At 73.4% G+C, this 23,071-nt stretch carries 13 protein-coding genes, 1 tRNA gene and 3 pseudogenes; 11 read left to right on the plus strand and 6 right to left on the minus strand.

Features of this window, described 5'->3' with window-relative positions:
* The first annotated feature begins 228 nt into the window (after positions 1 to 228).
* Together O7622_RS23250 and O7622_RS23255 are read left to right on the plus strand one after the other, a co-directional pair.
* On the plus strand, positions 229 to 3,912 hold the full coding sequence (locus O7622_RS23250; protein ID WP_282310322.1) for a non-ribosomal peptide synthetase: 3,684 nt from the start codon (positions 229 to 231) through the stop codon (positions 3,910 to 3,912).
* 127 nt (positions 3,913 to 4,039) lie between these two features.
* Positions 4,040 to 7,741, plus strand: coding sequence for a non-ribosomal peptide synthetase (locus O7622_RS23255; protein ID WP_282310323.1), 3,702 nt, complete (start codon positions 4,040 to 4,042; stop codon positions 7,739 to 7,741).
* A 62-nt stretch (positions 7,742 to 7,803) separates the two neighbouring features.
* Here O7622_RS23255 and O7622_RS23260 read toward each other — a convergent pair whose 3' ends face one another.
* The 3 genes from O7622_RS23260 to O7622_RS23270 are packed head-to-tail and all read right to left on the minus strand — an operon-like array spanning position 7,804 to position 10,827.
* Positions 7,804 to 8,499, minus strand: a complete 696-nt coding sequence (locus tag O7622_RS23260) for an HAD-IA family hydrolase (RefSeq protein WP_282310324.1) — start codon at positions 8,497 to 8,499, stop codon at positions 7,804 to 7,806.
* Between the two features lie 37 nt (positions 8,500 to 8,536).
* Positions 8,537 to 9,667, minus strand: coding sequence for a Gfo/Idh/MocA family oxidoreductase (locus tag O7622_RS23265; protein ID WP_282310325.1), 1,131 nt, complete (start codon positions 9,665 to 9,667; stop codon positions 8,537 to 8,539).
* On the minus strand, positions 9,664 to 10,827 hold the full coding sequence (locus tag O7622_RS23270) for a DegT/DnrJ/EryC1/StrS family aminotransferase (protein ID WP_348774037.1): 1,164 nt from the start codon (positions 10,825 to 10,827) through the stop codon (positions 9,664 to 9,666). The genes O7622_RS23265 and O7622_RS23270 overlap by 4 nt, the downstream gene beginning before the upstream one ends.
* A gap of 331 nt (positions 10,828 to 11,158) precedes the next feature.
* Here O7622_RS23270 and O7622_RS23275 point away from each other — a divergent pair, with 331 nt between their 5' ends.
* The 6 genes from O7622_RS23275 (at position 11,159) to O7622_RS23300 (ending at position 17,035) form a co-directional block, all read left to right on the plus strand.
* Complete coding sequence (locus tag O7622_RS23275; protein ID WP_282310328.1) at positions 11,159 to 11,590, plus strand: type II 3-dehydroquinate dehydratase; 432 nt, start codon at positions 11,159 to 11,161, stop codon at positions 11,588 to 11,590.
* Between the two features lie 91 nt (positions 11,591 to 11,681).
* Positions 11,682 to 12,035 carry a DoxX family protein gene (locus O7622_RS23280; RefSeq protein WP_216935526.1) on the plus strand — a complete coding sequence of 118 codons (354 nt, stop codon included), beginning with the start codon at positions 11,682 to 11,684 and terminating at the stop codon, positions 12,033 to 12,035.
* A gap of 8 nt (positions 12,036 to 12,043) precedes the next feature.
* On the plus strand, positions 12,044 to 12,982 hold the full coding sequence (locus O7622_RS23285) for an ROK family protein (protein ID WP_282310329.1): 939 nt from the start codon (positions 12,044 to 12,046) through the stop codon (positions 12,980 to 12,982).
* An 11-nt stretch (positions 12,983 to 12,993) separates the two neighbouring features.
* Positions 12,994 to 13,554 (plus strand): NAD(P)H-dependent oxidoreductase, encoded by a 561-nt coding sequence (locus O7622_RS23290; protein ID WP_013285613.1) that lies wholly within the window; start codon positions 12,994 to 12,996, stop codon positions 13,552 to 13,554.
* Positions 13,555 to 13,855: 301 nt separating this feature from the next.
* Positions 13,856 to 15,160: a serine/threonine-protein kinase gene (locus O7622_RS23295; RefSeq protein ID WP_282310330.1), complete on the plus strand. Its 1,305-nt coding sequence runs from the start codon at positions 13,856 to 13,858 to the stop codon at positions 15,158 to 15,160.
* Positions 15,161 to 15,244: 84 nt separating this feature from the next.
* Positions 15,245 to 17,035 carry a substrate-binding and VWA domain-containing protein gene (locus O7622_RS23300; RefSeq protein WP_282310331.1) on the plus strand — a complete coding sequence of 597 codons (1,791 nt, stop codon included), beginning with the start codon at positions 15,245 to 15,247 and terminating at the stop codon, positions 17,033 to 17,035.
* A gap of 121 nt (positions 17,036 to 17,156) precedes the next feature.
* Here O7622_RS23300 and O7622_RS23305 read toward each other — a convergent pair whose 3' ends face one another.
* A complete protein-coding gene (locus O7622_RS23305) occupies positions 17,157 to 17,486 on the minus strand; it encodes a cupin domain-containing protein (protein ID WP_282310332.1) in 330 nt (109 codons plus the stop codon).
* 139 nt (positions 17,487 to 17,625) lie between these two features.
* Positions 17,626 to 17,974 (minus strand): annotated as a pseudogene (locus O7622_RS23310) (hypothetical protein); the annotation flags it as partial.
* 131 nt (positions 17,975 to 18,105) lie between these two features.
* Here O7622_RS23310 and O7622_RS23315 point away from each other — a divergent pair.
* Positions 18,106 to 18,369: pseudogene (locus tag O7622_RS23315) on the plus strand (Fic family protein); the annotation flags it as partial.
* A gap of 541 nt (positions 18,370 to 18,910) precedes the next feature.
* Here the strand turns inward: O7622_RS23315 and O7622_RS23320 are convergent.
* Positions 18,911 to 18,997: transfer RNA gene (locus O7622_RS23320), tRNA-Leu, on the minus strand.
* Between the two features lie 200 nt (positions 18,998 to 19,197).
* Between O7622_RS23320 and O7622_RS23325 the strand changes: the two are divergent.
* A pseudogene (locus tag O7622_RS23325) lies at positions 19,198 to 19,371 on the plus strand (hypothetical protein); the annotation flags it as partial.
* A 2,775-nt stretch (positions 19,372 to 22,146) separates the two neighbouring features.
* On the plus strand, positions 22,147 to 22,977 hold the full coding sequence (locus O7622_RS23330) for a fibronectin type III domain-containing protein (RefSeq protein ID WP_282314199.1): 831 nt from the start codon (positions 22,147 to 22,149) through the stop codon (positions 22,975 to 22,977).
* Positions 22,978 to 23,071 lie beyond the last annotated feature (94 nt).

Genomic DNA, 23,071 nt, shown 5'->3' on the forward strand with positions numbered 1-23,071 from the left:
GACGTGCCGATCTCTAGGGGTGTACGCCACCGCACAGCGCTTCGTATGGTCGGGCCCCGTCGGCTCGTCGTTGCCACTCTCAGCGCACCGGATCGGGTGGCCCGCGAGCGGCGCCGCCCGACGACGCGCCTCGCGTCACCCCCGCCGTCCGGCGTACGGCATCCCGGCTGACCGATCGTCGCGGCCCTGAGCCTTTCGGTCGTCCCCTTTCGATCGGAGGTTGAGCTGTTGTCTGTCGGGTTCGATGGCGCCCAGGCCGCGGACGGCGCGGTTGCTCTGGAACTCGTGGGGGACCTGCGGAGGCCGGCGGTGTGGCCCGCGCGGGCGGCCTCGGTGCACCGGGTGCTTCCCGCCTGGCCGTCGCGCGTGACGCCGGCCGGGCACGTCGTGGTGGCGGGGCTCGTGGCGGTTCTGGCCCGCTGGACCGGCCAGGACGAGGTGGTGCTCGGGCTGGCCCCGGCCGGCGGGTCGGTGGCGCGGGTGGACGTCTCGGGCGACCCGGGATTCGGGGAGTTGGCGGCGCGGGTGGGACTGGCGTGGACGGCGCCGGTGGCGGGCCCGGACCGGCCGGACCCGGTGGCGGTGGAGTTCACCGACGGCCCGGTGGCGGAGACGGGACCGGCCGTGGTGGACGTCGACATGGTGGTGCGCGTGGCTGCGGACGGGTCCGTGCTGCGGGTGGACTACGCGGTGGAGGGATTCTCCGCGCAGTTCGTACGGGGACTTGTGGATCAGGTAGTGGTGCTCGTCTCCGCCGGGACGGCGGCGCCGCAGGTCGCCCTGTCGCGGTTGCCGTTGCTGGACGCCGCGGAACGGGAGCGGTTGCTGGCGTGGGGGCGCGGCCCGGTGCGGGAGATCCCGGGTGAGCCGATCCACGAGCTCGTGCTGGGCTGGGCGCGGCGGTCGCCGGAGGCGGTGGCGGGTGTCGCGGGCGACGAGGTGCTGACGTACGGGGAGCTGGATCGCCGGTCCGGACTGCTGGCGGCGTACCTGCGGTCGGTGGGTGTCCGTGCCGGTGACGTGGTGTCCGTGGCGTTGGAGCGCGGGTTGTGGTCGCTGGTGGCGGCGATGGGCGTGCTGCGGGCGGGTGCCGCGTACACGCCGATGGACGTGTCGTGGCCCGCGGAGCGGATGCGGGTGCTGCTGGCCGACCACGGCGCGCGGGTGGTGCTGACGGTCGGTGCGGTAGCGCCCCGGATTCCCGCCGGGGACGGGGTCACGGTGGTGGCGCTGGACGACGGCTGGCCCGCGGTACCGGCCGGTGCGGCGGCGGATCTGCCTGCGGTGCCGGTGGACGCGCCGGCGTTCGTCATCTACACGTCGGGTTCGACGGGCACGCCGAAGGGCGTGATGCTGTCACACGAGAGGCTGGCGAACTTCCTGGCGTGGATGACCGGCGAGTGCGCCATCGGCCCCGGCAGCCGGATGCTGCACTCGGCGGCACCGGTCTTCGACGCCGCGTTCGGGGAGATCTTCGCCGCGCTCACCGGCGGGGGCCGCGTCGTCGTGTGCCCGCGCGACGATCTGCTCGACGCGCGCCGGCTCACCGACCTCGTCAACACCCAGGGCGTCACGCACACGTTCGGACCGGCCACCAACATCGCCCCGCTCGACCCGGCCGCCTGTCCCGGCCTCCGCTGCGTCATCTTCGGCGGCGAGGCCGTCCCGCCGCGGCTGGCCCAGCGGTGGCTGACGGCGGGCACGCGGGTGGTCAACGCGTACGGGCCGGCCGAGATCGCCGTGGCGTGCACCTGGTTCGACGCGTCGGCCGGGTGGGGTGGCGCGTACGTGCCGATCGGCTGGCCGATGCCGAACCGGCAGGTCCGCGTCGTCGACGCGAACCTCGACCTCATGCCGGCCGGGGTTCCCGGGGAGATCCTGATCGCCGGCTTCGGCGTCGCCGACGGTTACCTCAACCGCCCCGAACTGACCGCCCAGCGGTTCGTCACCGACCCGTACGGCGGCGGGCTCGCCTACCGCAGCGGCGACCTGGGGAGGTGGAACAGCGCCGGCGCACTGGAGATCCTCGGCCGGATGGACCACCAGGTGAAGGTCAACGGCATCCGCATCGAGCTGGGCGAGATCGAGAGCATCCTCGCCCAGCACCCGGAGGTGGAGACCGCAGTCGTCGTCCGCCGCGAGGACCGGGGCGTGGCCCGGCTCGTCGCGTACGTCACCGGGCGCGACGGCCGCACCCCGGGCACCGGCGACCTGCGCGACCACGCCACGGCCCACCTGCCCGGCTACATGGTCCCCGCCGCCGTCGTCGTCCTCGACCGCTTCCCCGTCGGCGGCACCGGCAAGATCGACCGGAGTGCCCTTCCCGCACCCGGCGCCCAACGCCCCGACCTCGGCGTGCCGTACGTGGAGCCGGCCACCGAGGGCGAGCGCCTCGTCGCGGAGGTGTTCGCGAGCGTGCTCGGCATCGAGCGGGTCGGTGCCCGCGACGGGTTCTTCCACCTCGGCGGCACGTCGTTGCAGTCCGCCGCCGTCGCCGTCGCCCTCGACGAGGCCGCCGACGTGGTGGTGCCCGTCTCGCAGATCCACCGCACGCCCACCCCGCACGAGCTGGCCCGCTGGCTCGCCACCGCCCCCCGCCGCACGGACACCGGCTCGACCGCGGGACAGGCCCGGCAGCGCCCGGGACCGGTCCCGCTCGCGCAGCAGGTGGCGAAGTGCCTGATGTCGCCGCTGGAGGTCGTCGTCCCGGTCACCTGGTGGATCGAGGGTGAGCTGGATCTACGAGCCCTCATGGCCGCCCTCGGCGACATACACCACCGCCACCAGGCCCTACACGCCCGCTACCGACGCACCGACCCACCAACCGCAATCATCCCACCCAACCCCGGCATGCCACAGCTACGACTACTCGCCGACGCCACCACCGAACACGACGCCCTCGACCAACTCGCCGAGGCAGTACAACAACCCCTCGACTACACCCAGGGCCGCAACTGGCGCGCCGCCCTCATCCGAAACAAAACCACCAACCGAATCCTGCTCGGCATCGGCATCCACCACATCGCCTTCGACGGCTGGTCATACGGACTACTCGTACGAGACCTCAGCCACGCCTACACCGCACGACACACCGGCCACACCCCCACCTGGACACACCCCGCACCCACACTCCACCACACCCACGACGAACACACCCGCCTCCGCAACGCCGCCGACCTGCAAACCCAACGAACCTACTGGCGCGAACAACTACGCGACCTACCCCGCCAAGGCGAAGGTCCGGCCACCGCGCCCCTGGAGCAGGCCCTCGCCTGGGGACCGAAGGCGGGCCACACCGTCACCGTCATCCCCGAGGTGCTCGACCGCTGGGACCGGGCCGCCCGCGACCAGCGCTTCAGCCGCTCCAGCTACTTCGTGGCGGCCTTCGCCTCGGCGCTGCGCGCCATCCATCAGCAGGACGACATCGCCCTGCTGATGGTGGTCGCCCAGCGCGGTAGCCGCGTCCTCGACTCCGCGTTCACCACCCGGCTCAACCTCAACTGCGTGCGGGTGCGCTTCGACGGGCCGCACGACGACAAGCTGGTCCTGCGGGTCGACGAGACGATCCGCGATCTCATGCGGGCCCAGGACGTCCCCTTCGCGGAGACCGCCGACGATCCCGCCGCCGGGCTCTCCGGCGAGGTGGTCGCGAGCCTGCCGACGTTCGTGTTCCAGGACAACGTGGTGGTGCCGCTGGAGCTGCCCGGCTGCCGGACCGAGGAGGTCGTCGACCCGTACGCCCGGGAGGTGCCCAACGGGCTCACGGTCGAGGTGCTGCCCCGCGTCGACCATGCTCTCCTGCGCGTCACCATCCGCACCGACTACCTGCCGTACAGCTTCGCCGAGGAGCTGAACCACCACATGCTGCGCTTCCTCGAAGACGGGCCGGCGGGTACGCCCACCGCCGGCTGACCGTCCGCCCCTGCGTACCGGACCGCTCGTCGCCGCGTGGCACGCGGCCCGTTGTCCCGAGAGTTCGTGGTTGTCCCTTCCGGCGCACCCCTCTGGGTGGCGCCGGCCCTGATCGGAGGCTGGCTCAATGTCTGTCGGAATCGTCGGTGCGCAGGCCACGGATGTCGCTGGGCCCGGCTTCGAGATCCTCGACCTGATGGGGGACCTGCGCCGGCCGGCCGCGTGGCCGGCCCGGGCGGCCTCCGCGTACCGGCGGGTCGACCTGCCCGTCCCGGCGGGGGCGCGCTCTCCCGGCCCGGTGCTGCTGGCCGGTCTGCTGGGGGTGCTGGCCCGGTACACCGGCCAGGCCGAGGTGGCGGTCGGCCTGTCGTCGGGCGGCGTGTTGCGGGTCGACGTCGCGGACGAACCGGGCTTCGGCGAGCTGACGTCGCGGGTGGCAACGGCGCTCGCCGGACCGGTCGCGCGCAGCGCGGGCGCGGCGGGGCCGGTGGTGGTCGGGCTGGTGGACGCCCCGGTGGCCGAGGTGGGGCCGGACGTGGTGGACGTGGACATCGTGGTGACCGTCGCGGGGGACGGGTCGGCGCTCCGGGTGGACTACGCCGCCGACGGCTTCTCGGCGGACTGGGTGCGGGGCCTGGTGGACCAGACCGTGTCGTTGCTGTCGGCCGGGGTCCGGGAACCCGGGGTGCCGCTGGGCGCGCTGCCGCTGCTGGGCGCGACCGAACGCGAGCGGCTGCTCGCGTGGGGCCGGGGCCCGGTCCGCCCGGTGCCGGGTGCGCCGCTGCACGAGCTGGTGCTCGAATGGGCGCGACGCACGCCGGACGCGGTGGCCGGCGTCGCCGCCGGGGAGGTGCTGACGTACGCGGAGCTGGCCCGTCGCTCGGGGGAGTTGGCCGCGCGGCTACGGTCGATGGGCGTACGGCCCGGGGACGTGGTGTCGCTGGCGCTGGACCGCAGCATGTGGACGCTCGTCGCCACCCTGGCGGTGCTGCGGGCGGGGGCGGCGTACACGCCGATGGACGTGTCCTGGCCGGCGGAGCGGATGCGGATGCTGCTGGCCGACCACGGCGCCCGGGTCGTCCTCACCGTCGGCGAGGTCGCCCCGCGTGTCCCCAGACCTGCCGGCGTACGGGTCGTCGCCCTCGATGCCGACCGGCCCACCGTGACGGCGGCCGAGGCGGCCGACCTGCCGGTGGTGGCACCCTCCCGGCCGGCGTTCGTGATCTACACGTCCGGCTCGACCGGGACACCGAAGGGTGTCGTGCTGACCCACGAGCACCTGACGAACTTCGTCACCTGGATGCGGGAGGAGTGCGCGGTCGGGCCGGACAGCCGGATGCTCCATTCCTGTTCCCCGGTCTTCGACGTGGCCCTCGGCGAGATCTACACCGCGCTGACCTCCGGTGCCCGCGTCGTCGTCAGCTCCCGCGACGATCTGCTCGACGCCCGCCGGTTGACGGAGCTGATCGCCAAGGAGCAGGCCACCCACGCGTTCTGCCCACCCACGAACCTCGCCGCCGTCGATCCCGCCGACTGCCCCAGCCTGACGTGCATGACCCTCGCCGGGGAACCCATTCCGCCCCGCATGGCACACCGCTGGACGGCCGCCGGTGCCCGCCTGATCAACGCGTACGGGCCCGCGGAGGCATCCGTCGCCTGTACCTGGTACGACGCGTCGAAGGGCTGGCCCGGCGCGTACGTGCCCATCGGCCGACCCATGCCCAACCGGCAGATCCGCGTCGTCGACGCCAATCTCGACCTCGTCCCCATGGGCGTCCCCGGCGAGATCCTCATCACCGGCGCCGGGGTCGCCGACGGCTACCTCAACCGCCCCGAACTGACCGCCCAGCGGTTCGTCACCGACCCGTACGGCGGCGGGACCGCCTACCGCACCGGCGACCTCGGCCGGTGGAACGCCGCCGGAGCGCTGGAGATCCTCGGCCGGATGGACCACCAGGTCAAGGTCAACGGCATCCGGATCGAACTCGGTGAGATCGAGGCGACTCTCGAACAACACCCGGACGTCGGCACCGCCGTCGTCACCCGTCGCGAGGACCAGGGCACCGCCCGGCTCGTCGGCTACGTCACCGGACGCGACGGCCGCGTCCCCGTCACCGCGGACCTGCGGGCACACGCCGCCGCGGTGCTCCCGCCCTACATGGTCCCCGCCGTGATCATGGTCCTGGACCGGTTCCCCACCGGCGGCACCGGCAAGATCGACCGGCGGGCGCTACCAGAACCGGGCTCGCGCCGTCCCGACCTCGACGTGCCGTACACCGAACCGGCCACCGACTCCGAACGCCTCGTCGCGGGGATCTTCGCGACGGTGCTCGGGCTGGACCGGGTCGGGGCACTCGACGGGTTCTTCCACCTCGGCGGCACGTCGTTGCAGTCCGCCGCCGTCGCCGTCGCCCTCGACGAGGCCGCCGACGTGGTGGTGCCCGTCTCGCAGATCCACCGCACGCCCACCCCGCACGAGCTGGCCCGCTGGCTCACCACCGCCCCCCGCCGCCCCGGGGCCGAGCCGGCGCCGTCCGTCACCGGCCGTCCCGGCCCGTCGAAGCCCGTCCCGCTGACCCCGTCTGTCGCGAAGTGCGTCGTGCTCCCCTTCGAACTGGTCTGCCCGACCACCTGGTGGATCGAGGGTGAGCTGGACCTACGAGCCCTCATGGCCGCCCTCGGCGACATACACCACCGCCACCAGGCCCTACACGCCCGCTACCGACGCACCGACCCACCAACCGCAATCATCCCACCCAACCCCGGCATGCCACAGCTACGACTACTCGCCGACGCCACCACCGAACACGACGCCCTCGACCAACTCGCCGAGGCAGTACAACAACCCCTCGACTACACCCAGGGCCGCAACTGGCGCGCCGCCCTCATCCGAAACAAAACCACCAACCGAATCCTGCTCGGCATCGGCATCCACCACATCGCCTTCGACGGCTGGTCATACGGACTACTCGTACGAGACCTCAGCCACGCCTACACCGCACGACACACCGGCCACACCCCCACCTGGACACACCCCGCACCCACACTCCACCACACCCACGACGAACACACCCGCCTCCGCAACGCCGCCGACCTGCAAACCCAACGAACCTACTGGCGCGAACAACTACGCGACCTACCCCGCCAAGGCGAAGGCCGGCCGCAGGAGATCCTGGAACAGACCCCGACCTGGGGCCCCAAGACCGGGCACATCGTCGCCGTCTCGCCCGAGCTGGTGCGGCGCTGGGACCGGGCCGCCGGTGAACACCGCTTCAGCCGGTCCACCTACTTCGCCGCCGCCTACGCCTCGGCGCTGCGCGCCATCCACGGGCAGGACGACATCGCTCTGCTGATGATCGTCGCCCAGCGCGGCAGCCGCGTCCTCGACTCCGCCTTCACGAGCAGGATCAGCAGCAACTGTCTCCGGGTCCGGTTCGGCGGCCCGGAGAAGGACCTGATGCGCGCCCTCCAGCAGACGGCGGACGAGCTGATGGCCGCCCAGGACGTCTCCTTCCTGGAGATGGTCACCGACGACCCGGTCCTCGACCTGCCCCGCGAGGTGATCAACAGCCTGCCCTCGTTCGCCTACCAGGACAACCTCGTCCTCCCGCTGGACCTGCCCGGCTGCCGGACCGAGGAGGTCGTCGAGCCGTACGCCCGGGAGTGGTCCGGTGCCTGCGTCGCCGAGGTGCTGCCCGGCGACGGGAGTGTCCTCCTGCGGGTCACCATCCGTACCGACCTGGTCCCGGCCCCCGTCGCCGAGATCCTGGCCACCGGCATGCTGCGCTTCCTGGAAGCCGGCCCCGAGGTGGTCAGCGGGACACGCTGACCACAGCCCGCCGGAGCGCGCCGGGCTGCTCGCGCGAGCAGCCCGGCGCGCTCCGGTCCGGGTCAGTGGACGAGGGCCGCCGGGCAGTGCGCCAGCAACTCCGCCGGGGCGTGCACGACCAGGTCGGGGCCGGCGGCGAGCAGCGCCGCGATGTCCCCGCCGTGCCACGTCGTGGCGACGGCCGTCGCCCCGGCGTCCCGGCCGCTGAGCAGGTCGATCACCGCGTCGCCCACCATCATGGCCTCGTGCGGCGGCACGTCGAGGTTGCCCAGCGCCTGGAGCACGATGTCCGGGGCAGGCTTGGGACGGGCCACCTCGTCGGAGCCGATCACCTGGCCGAAGAGGCCCAGCACGCCGAGTTGGTCGAGCAGGGAGCGGGCCCGCGGGCCGGCCTTGCCGGTGGCGATCCCCATCCGGATGCCCCGCGAGTGCAAGGTCTCCAGGGTCTCCCGGACGCCGGGGAAGAGTGGCACGAGGTGGGCCATCCGGTAGCTCTCGCGGACGAACGGCTCCTCCATCTCCAGGGGCAGCCCCATCAGGCGCATGATGTCCGGGAAGTACCGGCCCATGTGCCGGTTGTACTCGTCGAACGGTGCCGGCCCGTCGCCCACCACCTCGGCGTACGCGATGCTGAACGCCTCACGCATGACGGCCGAACTGTCGACGATGACGCCGTCGAGGTCGAACACGACCGCGCGGATCGGCCCGCGCGACGGCGACGGCGGGGTCACCTCGACTGTGGACGATGGACGGCTCATGGCTGCTCCCGGAAGCGGTTGGGGCCGACGGTGGTTCTCACCCGGCGCGATGGCCCACCAGTGCGTGCTGGCGCTCCGGCCGGGTGGGCCGGGCGCACTGGTAGATCCGTTCGATGATGTCGATGGTCCGGCGGGCCTCGACGACGGCCGCGCCCCGGGCGGCCGGGTCGGCGAGCAGCCCGGGCAGGGCGTCGAGCTGGTGGTCGTACTCTGCGCCGATCGGCTCCCCGGGCAGCGGCAGCCGCGCGGTCCGGCCGTCGCGGGTACGCGTCAGCACCGGCGTGGGCTCCCGGTTGGGACTGAAGCCGAACGTGCAGCGCAGCGTCGCCGACCCGGCGGCGCCGTGCACGGTGACTGTGGTGCGGTCCAGCGACTCGTGCGAGGCCCAGCAGGCGTGCAGGGCGACCGAGGCGCCGGTGTCGGTGAGCAGGAACCCCCGGGCGGTGTCCTCGACGTCGCCGGGAACGTGGCCTGCGGTGTCGGCCCCGCCGCGCCAGGCGGCGTGGGCGGCGCCGTCGTTGACGAAGTCGTCCGAGACGCTGCCGATCGCGTGGGTGACCCGGGCCGGGCCGAGCAGCGGCAGCACCGTGTCGAGCAGGTGCCAGCCGAGGTCCACCAGCGCACCCCCGCCGGACTGGTCGCGGCGGGTGAACCAGCCGCCCGCGTCGGGCACCCCTCGGGCGCGGACCCAGGCCACATCGACGTGCCGGACCGGGCCCAGCCCACCGGCCACGTCGGCCAACGCCCGGATGTCGGCCCGGTAACGGGCGGCGCTGCCGGCCAGCAGCACCGCGCCGCCGTCACGCTCCGCATCGGCCAGGATGCCCGCCTCGGCGGAGGTCAGGCAGACCGGCTTCTCCAGGAACACCGGTACGCCCCGGCGCAGCAGCCGGACGGCGACGACCGCGTGCAGGTGGTTCGGTACGGCGACCACCGCCAGGTCGACCGTTCCGGCGGGCAGGTCCTCGACGTCGGCGTACGCGGACGCGACGGCGTGGGTGTCGCGGGCCTGGTCGCGCGCCACGGGCTGCGGGTCGACCACGGCGACCACCTCGAAGCCGGGGTGTGCGGCGAGCCGGGGCAGCCAGATCTCCCGCCCGGCCCAGCCGAGGCCGACCACCGCGACCCGCACCGGCCGGCCGGGCGTGGCCGGGGGCCGGGCCGTCATCCGGCGAGGACGTCGGCGAGCACGGCGGCGATCTCGTGCATCTGCTGCTCCGTGCCGAGCAGCGTGCGGTGGTGCAGCCAGACGCAGTCGGAGTGGATCTGCTCGGTGTTGGGGCAGCGGGCCGCGATCACCTCTGCCGACTCGTCGGGCGCGGCGGCCATCCAGAAGCCCTCGCACCGGTAGATCGCCCGGAACGCCACGAACGCCGGGACGCCCCGGGCGATGAGCGCGTCCACCACGGCACGGCGGCGCTCGATGCCGATCCCGGGGATACGGAACATCGCCATGTAGTGCGGGTTGCGGTCGGTGCGGGGGTCGATCGTCTGCGGCACGACGCCCGGGATCTCGGCGAGCAGGCTCGACAGCAGCGGCCAACGCTGCTCGCGCAGCGCGATCTGCTCGTCAAGGCGGGTCAGCTGGGCGCGTAGCACGGCGGCGGCGAACTCGCCCATCCGGTAGTTCGAGCCGGTGGTGCCGTGCAGGTAGTCGCGGTCGGTGCGGGGCCGGCCGCAGCTGTGCACGAGGAATGCCCGCTCGCGCAGTTCCTCGTCGGGGAAGACGACCGCTCCGCCCTCGCCGGCGGTCATGAGCTTGCCGTTCTGGAAGCTGAAGGCGGCCACCGAGCCGAGCGCGCCGGCCCGCCGGCCCCGCCACTGCGCGCCGTGGGCGTGTGCCGCGTCCTGCAGCAGCGCCACACCGGCGTCGGCGGCGAGCTTGTCGAGCGCGTCCATGTCGGCGAACTGCCCGGCCATGTGCACCGGCATGATCACCTTGGTACGCGGGGTGATCGCGGCCTCGACGGCGGCGGGGTCGAGGCAGTAGGTGCCCAGGTCGACGTCGACCGGCACGGCGACCGCGCCGAGACGCTGGGCGGCCAGCGAGGACGAGATGAACGTGAAGGCCGGGACGATCACCTCCGTACCGGGGCCGACGCCGAGCACCTCCAGCGCGACCTCCAGGGCGTGGGTGCCGTTGGTGACGGCGAGCGCGTGGGGGCTGCCGTGGTAGTCACCGAACTCCCGCTCGAAGGAGTCGACCTCACTGCCGCCCATCCGCCACCACTGGCCCTGTTCGAGGGCGCGGATCAGTCCGGTTCGCTCCTCGTCGCCGTACCGCGGCCACTCCGGGAGCTCGGACACCGTCGAGGGCTGACCACTCATGACTTCCCACTTCCCAACTCGGGCAGACCAGGGGCTTGGACGGACCATCGGGCGGGACGACCCAACCGCCGGTGCGCGGTCCGGGCGCAGCGGAGCACCGGATGGCCGCGCGGTACGTGACGCCTCCGTCTGGAGCCGGCGGCGTCGCTTCAGCAGGGAGGACGGTAACCGACGCGGATACGCGGTCACCGCCCCTAACAGCCCCTAGCCACCCCTTAGTCCGCCCGCGCGTCGGGCGCCGCCGGTTCGCCGGGAGCCGTCGGCGTAGTAAGACTGCGGTGACCAGTCATCAGGCTCTGCGGGACCAGGGCCGTGCCCCACGAGGTGAAGCGTGTCGGACGTACTGCTGCTGAACGGCCCGAACCTGGGCATTCTCGGCCGGCGGGAACCGGAGATCTACGGCACCGACACCCTGGACGACATCGAACGCGCCGTCGGCGAGGAGGTCGCCGCCCGGGGCTGGGGTGTGGTCGCCGAGCAGCACGACTGCGAGGGCGCGCTGATCCGTACGATCCAGAACAGCTACGGCACGGTGGGCGCGATCGTCAACCCGGGCGCCCTGATGATCGCGGGCTGGAGCCTGCGCGACGCGCTGGCCGACTACCCCCGGCCCTTCGTCGAGGTGCATCTGTCCAACGTGTGGGCGCGGGAGAGCTTCCGGCACGACTCGGTGATCGCCCCGCTGGCCAGCGGGGTGATCGTCGGGCTCGGAGCGCTGGGCTACCGGCTGGCCGCGCGCGCCCTCACCGCGACCGTCCGATGACGACCGGGCACCCCGCCGTCCGGTGCCGTGGGCGCCGGCGTGCCGGCGGTACGGTCGTCCGCACGTCCCGACTCTTCCCGAAGGACCTCACGTGGAGATTCCCGTCCTCGTCCTGACCCTCGTCCTCGCCGCCGTGTTCGTGGGCACCGCCGTGCCGAAGCTCACCGGGCAGGCACAGATGCGCGAGCGGATGGACCACCTCGGCGTCTCGCCGGGGCTGACCCGCGTGCTGGGGGTGCTGGAACTTGCCGCGGTCGCCGGGCTGCTGCTCGGCCTGCTCTGGCCGCCCCTGGGCATCGCGGCGGCGATCGGTCTCGCCCTGCAGATGACGGGCGCGGTCGTCTACCACGCCCGGGCGAAGGACCCGGCCGCGACGATCCTGACGCCGGTGATCTTCGCCGTGGCCGCCCTGGCGCTCGTCTACCTGCACGTGCGGCTGGGCTGAGGCCGGCCGTGTCCGGTCCGCAGCGCCACGGCGGCGTCCTCGGCATCGACGTCGGCGGCACCAAGGTCGCGTTGCACGCGGAGGCACCCGGGCGGCCGGCGTACGACCGGACCTTCCGCTGGCCCCGCGGGGCCGCCGACCCGGCCGCCGACCTGACGGTGCTGGCCGTCGAGGTGGACCGGCTGCGCGACCGGTGGGGACCGGTGGACGCGGTCGGGGTGGCCATGCCGGCGACCACCGACACCGGGGGCACCGTCACCACCTGGCCTGGGCGCCCCGGCTGGGCGGGCCTCGACCTCACCGGCGCGCTGCGCCGCCTCTTTCCCGACGCGGCGACCGCCGTCGCCGACGACGGTGATCTCGCCGCCCTGGCCGAGGCGCGCTGCGCCGGCGCGGACGACGTGGTCTACCTGGGCGTCGGCACCGGGATCGGCGGCGGCGTCGTGCTGGCCGGCCGGCCGGTGCCGGGCCGGTCCTCCGCCGAGATCGGCCACATGGTCGTCGCCCTCGACGGTGAGCGCTGCGACTGCGACCGGCACGGCTGCCTCCAGTCCGTCGCGTCCGGCCCCGCCACCCTGCGCCGCGCCGCCGCCCGCCGGGGCGGCGAGGTGGGCTTCGATGACCTACGGGCCGGACTCGACGGGCGCGAGCCCTGGGCGGTGGCTGCGGTCGAGGAGAGCTGCCGGGCGCTGGCGGCGGCGGTGGTGAGCCTCGGCGAGATCCTCGATCCGGCGCTGGCGATCGTGGGCGGCGGGTTCGCCGCCGGCCTGCCCGGCTTCGTGCCGCTCGTCGCGCAACGGGCACGCCGCGCCGGCCGGCCCGGGCGCCCGGCGCCACCGGTGCGTCCCGCCGCCCTCGGCGGGCTGTCGTCCCTGCACGGCGCGGTGGAGCTGGCTCGTGACCTGACCGGCACGCCGGCTCCCGCGCGCCCCGTCCCCATCGCGTAGAGGAGAGCAGCATGGTCAGGATCGGTGTCATCGTCGGCAGCACGCGACCCGGCCGCAAGGCCGACGCCGTGGCCCGCTGGGTGCGCGACGTCGCCGCCAAGCGGGGCGACGCCACTGTCGAGCTGGTCGACATCGCCGACTACGCCCTGCCACACTTCGACGAGGTGCTGCCGCCGTCGATGGCGCCGTCGCGACGCCCGGCCGTACGCCGCTGGGCGACGACCGTGGCCGGGTTCGACGGCTTCGTCTTCGTCACGCCGGAGTACAACCACTCCATCCCGGGCGCGCTGAAGGATTCCCTCGATTTCCTCTACCAGGAGTGGCAGCACGCCGCCGCCGGCCTCGTCAGCTACGGCGTGCACGGCGGCACCCGGGCGGCGGAGCACCTGCGGCTGGTGCTCGGGCAGCTCGGCGTCGCCGACGTCCGCTCCCAGGTCGCGCTCTCTCTGACGACCGACTTCGTCAACTTCCGCGACTTCCGGCCGGCCGCGCACCACGAGCAGGCCCTCGGCACCATGCTCGACGAGGTGGTCGCCTGGGCCGGCACACTGCGGACGCTGCGCCGGGCTTGACGCCGGTGCGGCTGCGCGGGCCGACGACCGGGGCCGGGCACCGGCGTCGACCCGCCCGCTCGGCCCCGGCGCGGCGGGAAACGAGCCCGCGTCGGCCACGGCGGAGGACGAAGGGACACTCTGGAGCGACGCCCGCCGTCGTAGGCCGGGCCGACCCGCGCAGTGCGGCGACCGCCACCGCGAGACCACCGGCGGTGGTGGCCTCCACCCATGATCGGCTGTCCTCTGTCACCGCTGCGGCATGGCACGATGGCCGTGTCCTGCGCCGCCGGTGGCCGGGCACGACACTGATGGAGTCGGGATGTCAGAACTGGCCGGCACGCCGGTGCCAGGATTGGCGAAGCTGTGGACGTACGACCCGGTAACCGCCGGCCGGTATCGGCTGCTCGGCCGGCTGGGCGCGGGTGGGCAGGGGGTCGTCTACCTCGGTGAGGACGACGCTGGTGACCGCGTCGCGGTCAAGATGGTCAACGTCGATCTGACTGATCCACGGGCGCGGTCGCAGTTCGTGAAGGAGATCGCCGCCGCGCGCCGGGTCGCTCCGTTCTGCACCGCGCAGGTGCTCTTCGCCGAGGTCGACGGCGAGCGTCCCTACGTGGTCAGCGAGTTCATCGAAGGCCCGACCCTGCACCGGCACGTCCGCGAACGCGGCCCGGTGACCGGTAACGCCCTGCACCGGCTCGCGGTCGGCACTGTCACCGCGCTCGCCGCGATCCACAGTGCCGGCGTGGTGCACTGCGATCTGAAGCCGGACAACGTGGTGCTGGGCAAGGACGGCCCTCGGGTGATCGACTTCGGCATCGCTCGCGCGCTGGGCGTGACCGAGACGGCGTCCAGCCGGGTCATGGGGACCACCGCGTACATGGCACCCGAGCGGTTCCGCAACGACGCGGTCGGTCCGCCCTGCGACGTCTTCGCCTGGGCGGCCACGATCGCGTTCGCTGCCGGTGGCCGGCCACCCTTCGGCAATGATTCGCTCTTCGCCGTGATGCACCGGGTGCTGCACGATCCGCCCGAGCTGCCGGCGTTGCCTCCCGTACTGGACGAGCTGATCCGGGAGTGCCTGGCGAAGGATCCGGCGGATCGGCCGGGTGCCGAGCAGGTGCTGGTGCGGCTGCTGCGGCAGGACGCCACGGCCACCGTGCCGCTACGTCGGGAGAGCCTGCTCGAGGTCGGCAACGAGACCGCGGGCACACCGACGCCGAACCATCCCCTTCCCCGGATCACGCCGACGGCACCGCAGCCGCGCCCGACGCAGCCGCAGACCCAGCCTCAGCCTCAGCCTCAGCCGACGGTGCCGACCCAGGCCCGGCCGACGCAGCCGGCACACCCACAGGTGACGACCCGTCCGGCGTACCTGCCGGCGACGGAGCCCGGCGTCGGCGCCGGGTCCGGCGGCGCGTTGCGGCCACTGCGTCGTGAGGCCCTCGACGCCTGGGGCATCTCGACCGCGCTCTTTCTCGGCTCGGCCGGCGCCGCCGCCGGCTACGTCGCGTCGAGCGCGATCGGCCCGGCCGCCGCAGCCGGGGCGGTCACCTTCGCCGTGGTCTACCTGGTCCGGCTGCTGGTCGCCACGGCGGTCGGGGGACGGTCCGACCGCCCGTGACGTCGCGGCAGGGGTCCGGGTCGCCGGCTGGCGCCGGATCGATAGGTTGACGGCCACCAGCCGCCCGCCGAGGAGGACGCCCCGATGACCCCATCCGTTACCCGCACGCGGCAGTGGTTGCCCTACACCGCCGCCGTCACCGCCGGGCTGGTGGTCATCGCCGGGGCGTTCGTGTTCGTCCAGCAGCGCGATGCGGGCAGCGAGGTGCCCCGCACCGACTGCGCCACCACCCTCCAGGTCAACTCGTCGACGGAGAAGGCGGCGCTGCTGGTCGACCTGGCCGAGCGCTACAACCGCAGCAGCCGGTCGATCGACGGCGGTGGCTGCGCCCAGGTGCACGTCAGCGCGCTCAACTCGGGCCAGGCCGCCGAGGCGCTGGCCACCGGCTGGACCCACACCGGCCTGCCGCAACCACAGGTCTGGCTGCCGACGTCGAGCCTGTGGACCGGCCAGCTCCGGCTGCTCGACCAAGCCGCCGGGCGAGCACCGCAGACCCCGGACCACTACCCGTCGATCGCCAACAGCCCACTGGTGATCGCGATGCCGCAGCCCAAGGCCGAACTGGTACGCCGGCGCGGGCCGCTGGGCTGGGGGGAGATCCTCGGCCTCTCCGGGCGGGACGGATGGGCGGGCTTCGGCAAGCCGGAGTGGGGCCGCTTCACCTTCGGCAAGGACAACCCCAACCTGTCCACCTCCGGGCTGGCGGCGACCATCGCCACCTACTACGCGGCGGTGCAACGGTCCAGCGACCTGACCCGGTCCGACCTTGCCGACCCCGCGGTCACCCAGTTCGTCCGCCGGATCGAGGCCAATGTGTCGCACTACAGCGACGATTCGGTGGACCTGCTGCGCAGCCTCGCCGAGGCGGACCTGGCGGGCGGCGCGGGCAGTACGGACGACATGAGCGCCATCGTGCTCCAGGAGGAACTCGTGGACCTCTACAACACGGGTGCGCTGAGCCCTCGGCAGGACGGGCAGGAGCGGGGCCGCCGGCCGAACGTCCCGCTGGTCGCCGTCCACCCCAAGGAGGGCACGTTCAACCTGGACCACCCGTTCGTGATGCTGCCCTCCGCCGACGAGCGGCAACGGGCGGCGGCGACCGACTTCCTGGCCTTCCTGACCGAGGACGCCCAGCAGGAGAGCTTCGCCCGCCTCGGCTTCCGGGACCACGAGCGCCGAGCCTCGGCGGAGCTGCTCGCCAACGTCGGCGCCGAGCCCACCGGCGGGCTCACCTACTTCGAGCCCCCGGACCCGCAGGTCGTCGGCGCGATGCTGGACGGCTGGCGGACGCTCCGCAAGAAGGCCAACATCCTGATAGCACTGGACACGTCCGGGTCCATGCAGGCGATGGTCGGCACCCGCACCCGCTTCCAGGTCGCCTCGGCGGCCGCGGGCAAGGGCCTCGCGCTGCTCAACACCGAGGACCGGGTGGGGCTCTGGTCGTTCTCCTCGGAGACCCAGAAGCGGCCGAAGAGCCCCTACCGGGAGGAGGTTCCCCTCGGCGAGTTCGACCAGAAGCGGATCAACAGCAAGATCGCCGGCCTGCACGTCGAGGGCGGAACCGCGCTCTACGCGACGGTCCGGGCCGCGCACCGGGAGCTGCTCGACCGGTACGACCCACAGCGGATCAACGCGATCGTCGTGCTGACCGACGGCAAGAACGAGTACCGGCAGGACAACGACCTGGCCCGCCTGCTCGCCGAGGTCGCCCTGGACCCGCGGCGTCCGGTGAAGGTGTTCTGCATCGCCTTCGACCGGGAGTCGGACTTCGCCACCCTGGACCGGATCGCCAAGGCATCATCGGGCAAGGCCTTCGACGCGACCGATCCCGCCACGATCGACGAAGCGTTCGTGAAGCTGGTCAGCAGCTTCTGACGCCGTCGCGCCCCGCTCACCACGAGCACGCGCCGCGACCGACGGTCTCCGCAGCCCCGCCGGTAAACAGCGCCGGGCCGGAGTCGGGAGCACCCCGACACCGGCCCGGTCCGCCGACGGCCTAACCGAGGGCGACGGTGAGCAGCACGGCCGAGTCCTCGTCGGCGTACAACGAGTGCCGGGCCTCCGGGATGACCAGCAAGTCGCCCTCCCCACCGGTCCACGACTGATCCGGCGCGACCAGCCGGACCTGCCCCCGCAGTACCTGGAGCGTCGCCTCACCGGGGCTGTCGTGCTCCGCCAGTGACTTACCGACGGCCAGGGCCACCAGGGTCTGGCGCAGTCTGTGGCCACTGCCGCCGTACACGGTCCGGGCACTGCGACCGCTCTGCGCGGCCCGCGCGAGGCCGAGTTGCTCCTCGGCCAACGCGCTGAGCGAGGACGGGGACATGGGCACCTCCTTGGATGGCTTGACACCGTGCACCGGCCGCCGAGACGATGTGGCTCTGTTGCCCAGCTTCGTCGTTCCGCACGCCACCGGCCAGGGCCTTCGGTCCCTGGTCCACGATCGAAGCACCCGCCGGTCGGAACGCGATCAGCACGGCGGCGAGGACGAGCACGGAGCAGACGATCTCGATCACACCGACCCGCGCGGGCCGCAGCCGGTGGGCGGGAAGGAGCCACGCGCGGATCAGGCGCACCAGGAAGACCGGGACGAGCAGCACGTGGAGCAGGCGAGCGCCCCAAGGTGACAGCCGATCGAGAAGCGCAGGTACCGGGCACTTCCCCGCTCCCGGATCATCGTCTCGACGTAGAGGACGGTGCCGGCCAGGTAGAGCAGCAGGGCCACGAATGCCCCGGCGGCACGCCGGCGACGGTGGCGACGACGAAAAGCATCAGGCAGCCCAGCACCACGGAGGCCAGGTCGTCGAGCAGCGCCGCGTAGAGCGGGCCGAACCAGAGGACCGCGGGCCGGACGAGGCTACCGGGACGCCCTGACCTATGTTCAGCAACTCGCCCGCTCGCGCGAGTTCGCCTGGCAGCACATGTCGCTCAACGCGCTGCGCTTCATGATCCTCCGGCATGAGCTCGGTAAGTGGCCGGGTCGTTTCCGTCCGGGTGACATCCATATCGACGAGGCGCGCACCGGCCGACGCGTCTACACGGGGCCGGACGCCGACGACGTTCCGTCGCTGATCTCCGAGCTGATCGACAGGCTGGCCGACGGCGAGCCGGAGACCCTGCTACTCGTACGGGACTCCATGGCCCATCTGAACCTGGTCAAGATGCATCCCTGGCGGAACGGGAATGGTCGGATGTCGCGCTGTCTACACACCCTCGTACTCGCCCGCGACGGCGGCCTCCCCGGAGTTCTCCTCCATTCAGGAGTGGCTCGGCGTCGGCCGGAACGCCTACGCCTACTAGACGCACTCGGTGAGGTCGGCGGCCCATCCTGGCAACCCGACAACGACACCAGCAGATGGATCCGGTTCTGCCTGAGCGCCCACCAGCAACGGGCCCAATCGGTCCGGCAACGCCTCGATCAGGCCGCGCAGCTCTGGGAACTACTCGACACCTGGGGCCGGCGCAACGGGCTACCCGAGTGGGTCGCCAGCGCCCTACACCTCGCCGCCCCGCGCTGCGCCCAAAGAGATCATCGACCCGTACCGACACTGAGGCGCAGACCCGGCATGCCCACCACCGTGAATCAACGACGTCAGCGCGCCGCGAAGAGAAGCCATTACTGTTACCGAATTGGACAGGCACGGCCAATCATGGCCGAACAGCCGTTCCCCAGATTCACAACATTTAGGTCCAAAGAAGTGCAAATAGGACTATCAGTCCGTCATATTTATCGTGACTTCCCACGAAAATTGGTGTCCGAGGGGGGACTTGAACCCCCACGCCCTATACGGGCACTAGCACCTCAAGCTAGCGCGTCTGCCATTCCGCCACCCGGACCTGCGCGTACCAGCCTACCCGGTCGACCAATGTGAGCTACTCACCGCATCGGTCGGCCTGGCAGGCCGCACGGGGCATTACTGTACACGGCCCGGAACGATCATGCACATCAGCTCCAGCGCGACACGTTTGCGCAGGTCAGCAGCCACAACCATCGGGTGGGTAGCGCGCAACAGGCGATTCCGGGCAGCATTGCTCACGTGTCCCACCCCTCCCCGTTGATCGCCACTCAGCACCAGGCCCTCGCGCTGCGCGCCGCGGGTGACCTGACAAGCGCCCGCCGCCTGCTCGCCGACGCGATCATCGCGGCCCGCCCGGCGTACGGCGAGGACCACCAGGACGTCCTGGCCACCGGCCACCTGCTGTCCCGGCTGCACCGCGAGGCCGACGACCCGGCCGCCGCCCGGCGCGTACTCGAAGAGGCCTACGCGGCCGGCGAGCGCCGCCGCGGCGAGGCCGACCCGCTGATGCTCGCGCTCAGCTTCGACCTCGCCGGGGTGGCCGAGGAACTGGGCAACCGGCACGAGGCCCGCCGCAACTACAGCCGCGTGGCGACCGCCGGGCCCGCCGTGCTCGGTCCGGACCACCCCGCGGTACGCGCAGCCCGCCAGTACCTCGGCGGCTCCGCCACCGCTCCCGCAGGCTATGGCCCCTCCCCCGGCGGCTCCGCCACCGCTGCCGGACCGTACCCTGCTCCGCCCCCGCCCGGCTACCCGAATGCGGGCCGACCGGGGCACCCTCATCCGTCAGTGCCCGGACATGCCGATCCGGCACTGCCGGGGAACCTCGGCCCGGTCCGGCCCGGTCAACCCGATCCCGCCTCCTCCGGGTACCCCGAACACGGGGTGTCCGAGCCCACCGTCTCGCTGCGGCCTGTCCCACCGCCACACCCGCACGTTCCCGCTCCGCCCCGGCCCGTCGCCCCGGGTAGGTCCGCCGCGAATCCGCCGGTACCCGGTTCACAGTGGCCTCCCCGTCCGGGCCCGGCACCGCAGGCGCCCCACGCCGGGCAGCCACCTCAGTCCGCGCCGAATCCACGGATCGCTCCGCCGCCCTCGGTGGCGCCTGCCTCGCCGCACCAGCCTCCCGGCGCCGGGCCGAGCGGACCCGCGAGTCCGTGGGCGCCGCCCTCGCCGGCTGTCTCGGAGGCGACGACCCGGTTCGCGCCCATCACGGAAGAGGCCACCTCCCGGTTCCCGGTAGTGCCCGTCGAACCCACCGCACCAGCGACACCGCCGACTGCCGGGGCCGCCCCGCAGACTCACGGCGTCCGCCCGGTGCCCCCGGCCCACGGTGTCACCCCGGTTCCGCCGGCTCAGGGCGTGAGCGCGGTTCCACCGGCTCCAGATGCCGCCCCGCTTCCGCCGGGAACCTACGGCCGGCCGGCCGTCGCTGCCGGCCTGACGCCGGTACCGCCCCGCGCCCCGGTTGCCGCACCCCCGCACCCGGCGACCTCCGGCACATCCGCGCCCCCGGCGGCACCCGGAGCCCCGGTGGCAACGCCGGGAACACCGCGCACGCCGGGAACGCCGACGGCGGCACCCACGACCGGCGCGCCGGTGCCTCCGAGGCCGGGCCCGGCGTCCCCGGCCGCCGCAGCGCACGTCGCGCCCGTCTCAGCACCGTCCGCCCCCGCACGGCCGGTCCCGCCACCACCGACGCCGAGCGTGGCCGGCGCGTCTCCGCTACCGCCTCCGCCGGTCATCCCGCCCCCGCCCGCAACGCCGGTCGTCGAGACGCCCTCCACCGGAGGCACCCCGCCGGCGTCACGGATGCCGGCGGCGGGAGTCCTGCCACCACCGCCTCCTCCGACCGTTCTCCCGCCGGCGCCGCGCGTCCCGTCGCCGGAGCGCGGTGTCCTGCCACCACCGCCGGCCGTTCCGGTCGTCCCGCCGGACCCCGCACCGGCGTCGACCCCGTCCGCCCCGCCACCGGGCATCACTGCGGGCTCGACGGCGCCTCCGGCCCCGGTTTCCCAGCCGGTGGCGGAGTCCGCGGCGGTCACTGCCACCCCAGCGGCACCCACCTCGGCCCCCGTGGCGCCCGGACCGGCGCCGGCCCAACGGGCGACACCGACGACCGAGGCCGTCCCCGCTCCCCCGCGTCCCGATACGAACCGGGCGGCCGATGCGGACCGGGCCGATACGGACCCGGCCGATACCGAGACGAGCAGACCCAGCGCCACTACCGTGCCGCCCGTCCCCGGTGGACCGGGCTGGGACAAGCCGACTATCCAGGTGCAGCAGATCGGCCCGTTGCTGGAAGAGGAGGCGGAGCGCACCGCCGCAAGGGCAGCGCGCGACGCTTCAGCGAAGCCCGCAGCGACAACCTCCGCCGACGAACCCCCGGTCAGTGCACTACCGGCCAGCGAAACCCCTGCTAACAGGCCCTCGGCCGGCTCATCCGGGATGATCGCGCCCGCAGCGAGCGCACCGCCGGTGAGCACGTCCCCGGTCAGCGGACCGCCGGCGGGCACGTCGGGTACGAGTGAAGGCGGCTCGGGTGGTGCACCGGTCATCGACGCTGCCGCAAGCGTGAAGCAGCCGGGCACCCCCTCAGCGGGTGCGTCGGGCACCCTCGGCACGCCCGACGCCGGTGCGCCTCCGGCAGGCGGAGCACCGCTGCCCACCGCACCCCAGATCAGCGCGCCGCCCACCAGCGCCGCACCCGTCAACCCAGCACCCGTCAGCGCGCCGCCCGTCGGATCACCCTCGACGTCGCCGGTCAGCGCACCGCCCACGCACCCGATCAGCGGCTCTCCCGGACAGCCGGTCAGCGGACCGGCCGGTCACCCGGTCAGCGGGGTTCCGGTAAGCGGTTACCCGCCACCGGTCAGCGGCCCGCCCGCCGCGCCGGTCAGCGCCGCACCGGCCGTGGGCTACCCACCACCGGCCGGCGGACGCGCACCCGCCTATCCGCCGCCGATCGGCGCACCACCCGCACCCGGCCACCCGACGCCGGTCGGCGGGCCATCCGCGCCACCCGTCAGCGGCCCTCCCGGACCGCCGATCGGCGGACCACCCGCACCCGGCTACCCGTCGCTGAACGGCGCACCACCCGTCAGCGCACCGCCCGGACCGCCGATCAGCGGACCACCCGGACCCGGCTACCCACCGCCGGTAAGCGCGCCGCCCGGCGAACACCCACCCGTGAGCGCTCCGCCCGGCACCTATCCGCCACCCGTCAGCGGACCACCCGCGGCACCGGTCAGCGCGGCACCGGTCAGCGGCTCCTCGGTACCGCCGTGGGGCATGGTCGCGCCGCCGTGGAGCAGCGCCGCCCCGTCCCAGCCGGTCGACCGGCCCACCCAGCCCGAGCCGGACAGGGACGAACCGGCACCCGCCGACGCGGCAGGCGAACCGGAGCCGGACGCGCCGGAGCCGAACCGGCCGATGACGATCTACGAGGACCTGCTGGACTTCCCCGAGTCCACGCGACCGGAGCCGCCGGCCCAGCCGGATCAGGACGCGTGGCCGGCGACCCCGCCGATGTTCCACCAGCCGCCTGCCGCGTACCCCGAGACGGAGGAACCGGAGCACGGCCGGAACCGGACGGTGCTGGCCCTTGTGGCCGGGGGTGCGGTTCTCGCGGTGGTGGCGGCGGTCGGTGTCGGCGCGGTGTGGCTGAACCGGGAGGCGGCGCCGCCGCCTGCCCCGGCGCCCGCGTCCGGCTCCCCGTCGCCGAAGGTGGCGGGTCCGCCGCCGGGTGACCTGAAGCTGCGCGACGACACCACGACCGTGACGGTGACCTGGACCGATCCGACGAACGGCGGGGTGCCGTTCGTGGTGGCGGGTGGCCGGGCCGGGCAGAAGCTCGGGGTGATGGCCACTGTGGACGCCGGGCAGACCCGCTACACGGTGAACGGGCTGAGCGCGAAGCTGGACTACTGCTTCACGGTGCTGGCGGTCTACTCGACCGACTCGTATGCCACCTCCGGTCAGGTCTGCACGGACCGGGAGGGCGGCGGCGCGCCTAACTGAGCGTCCACGGACGACACGCTCGGTGTCCACAGGAGGACGGTGCGGGTTTCACCGGCTCCGGGCGGCACCTATGATGGCTCCCGGCTCTGGGGAG

This window comes from Micromonospora sp. WMMD1076 (assembly GCF_029581475.1).
Classification (GTDB): domain Bacteria; phylum Actinomycetota; class Actinomycetes; order Mycobacteriales; family Micromonosporaceae; genus Micromonospora; species Micromonospora aurantiaca.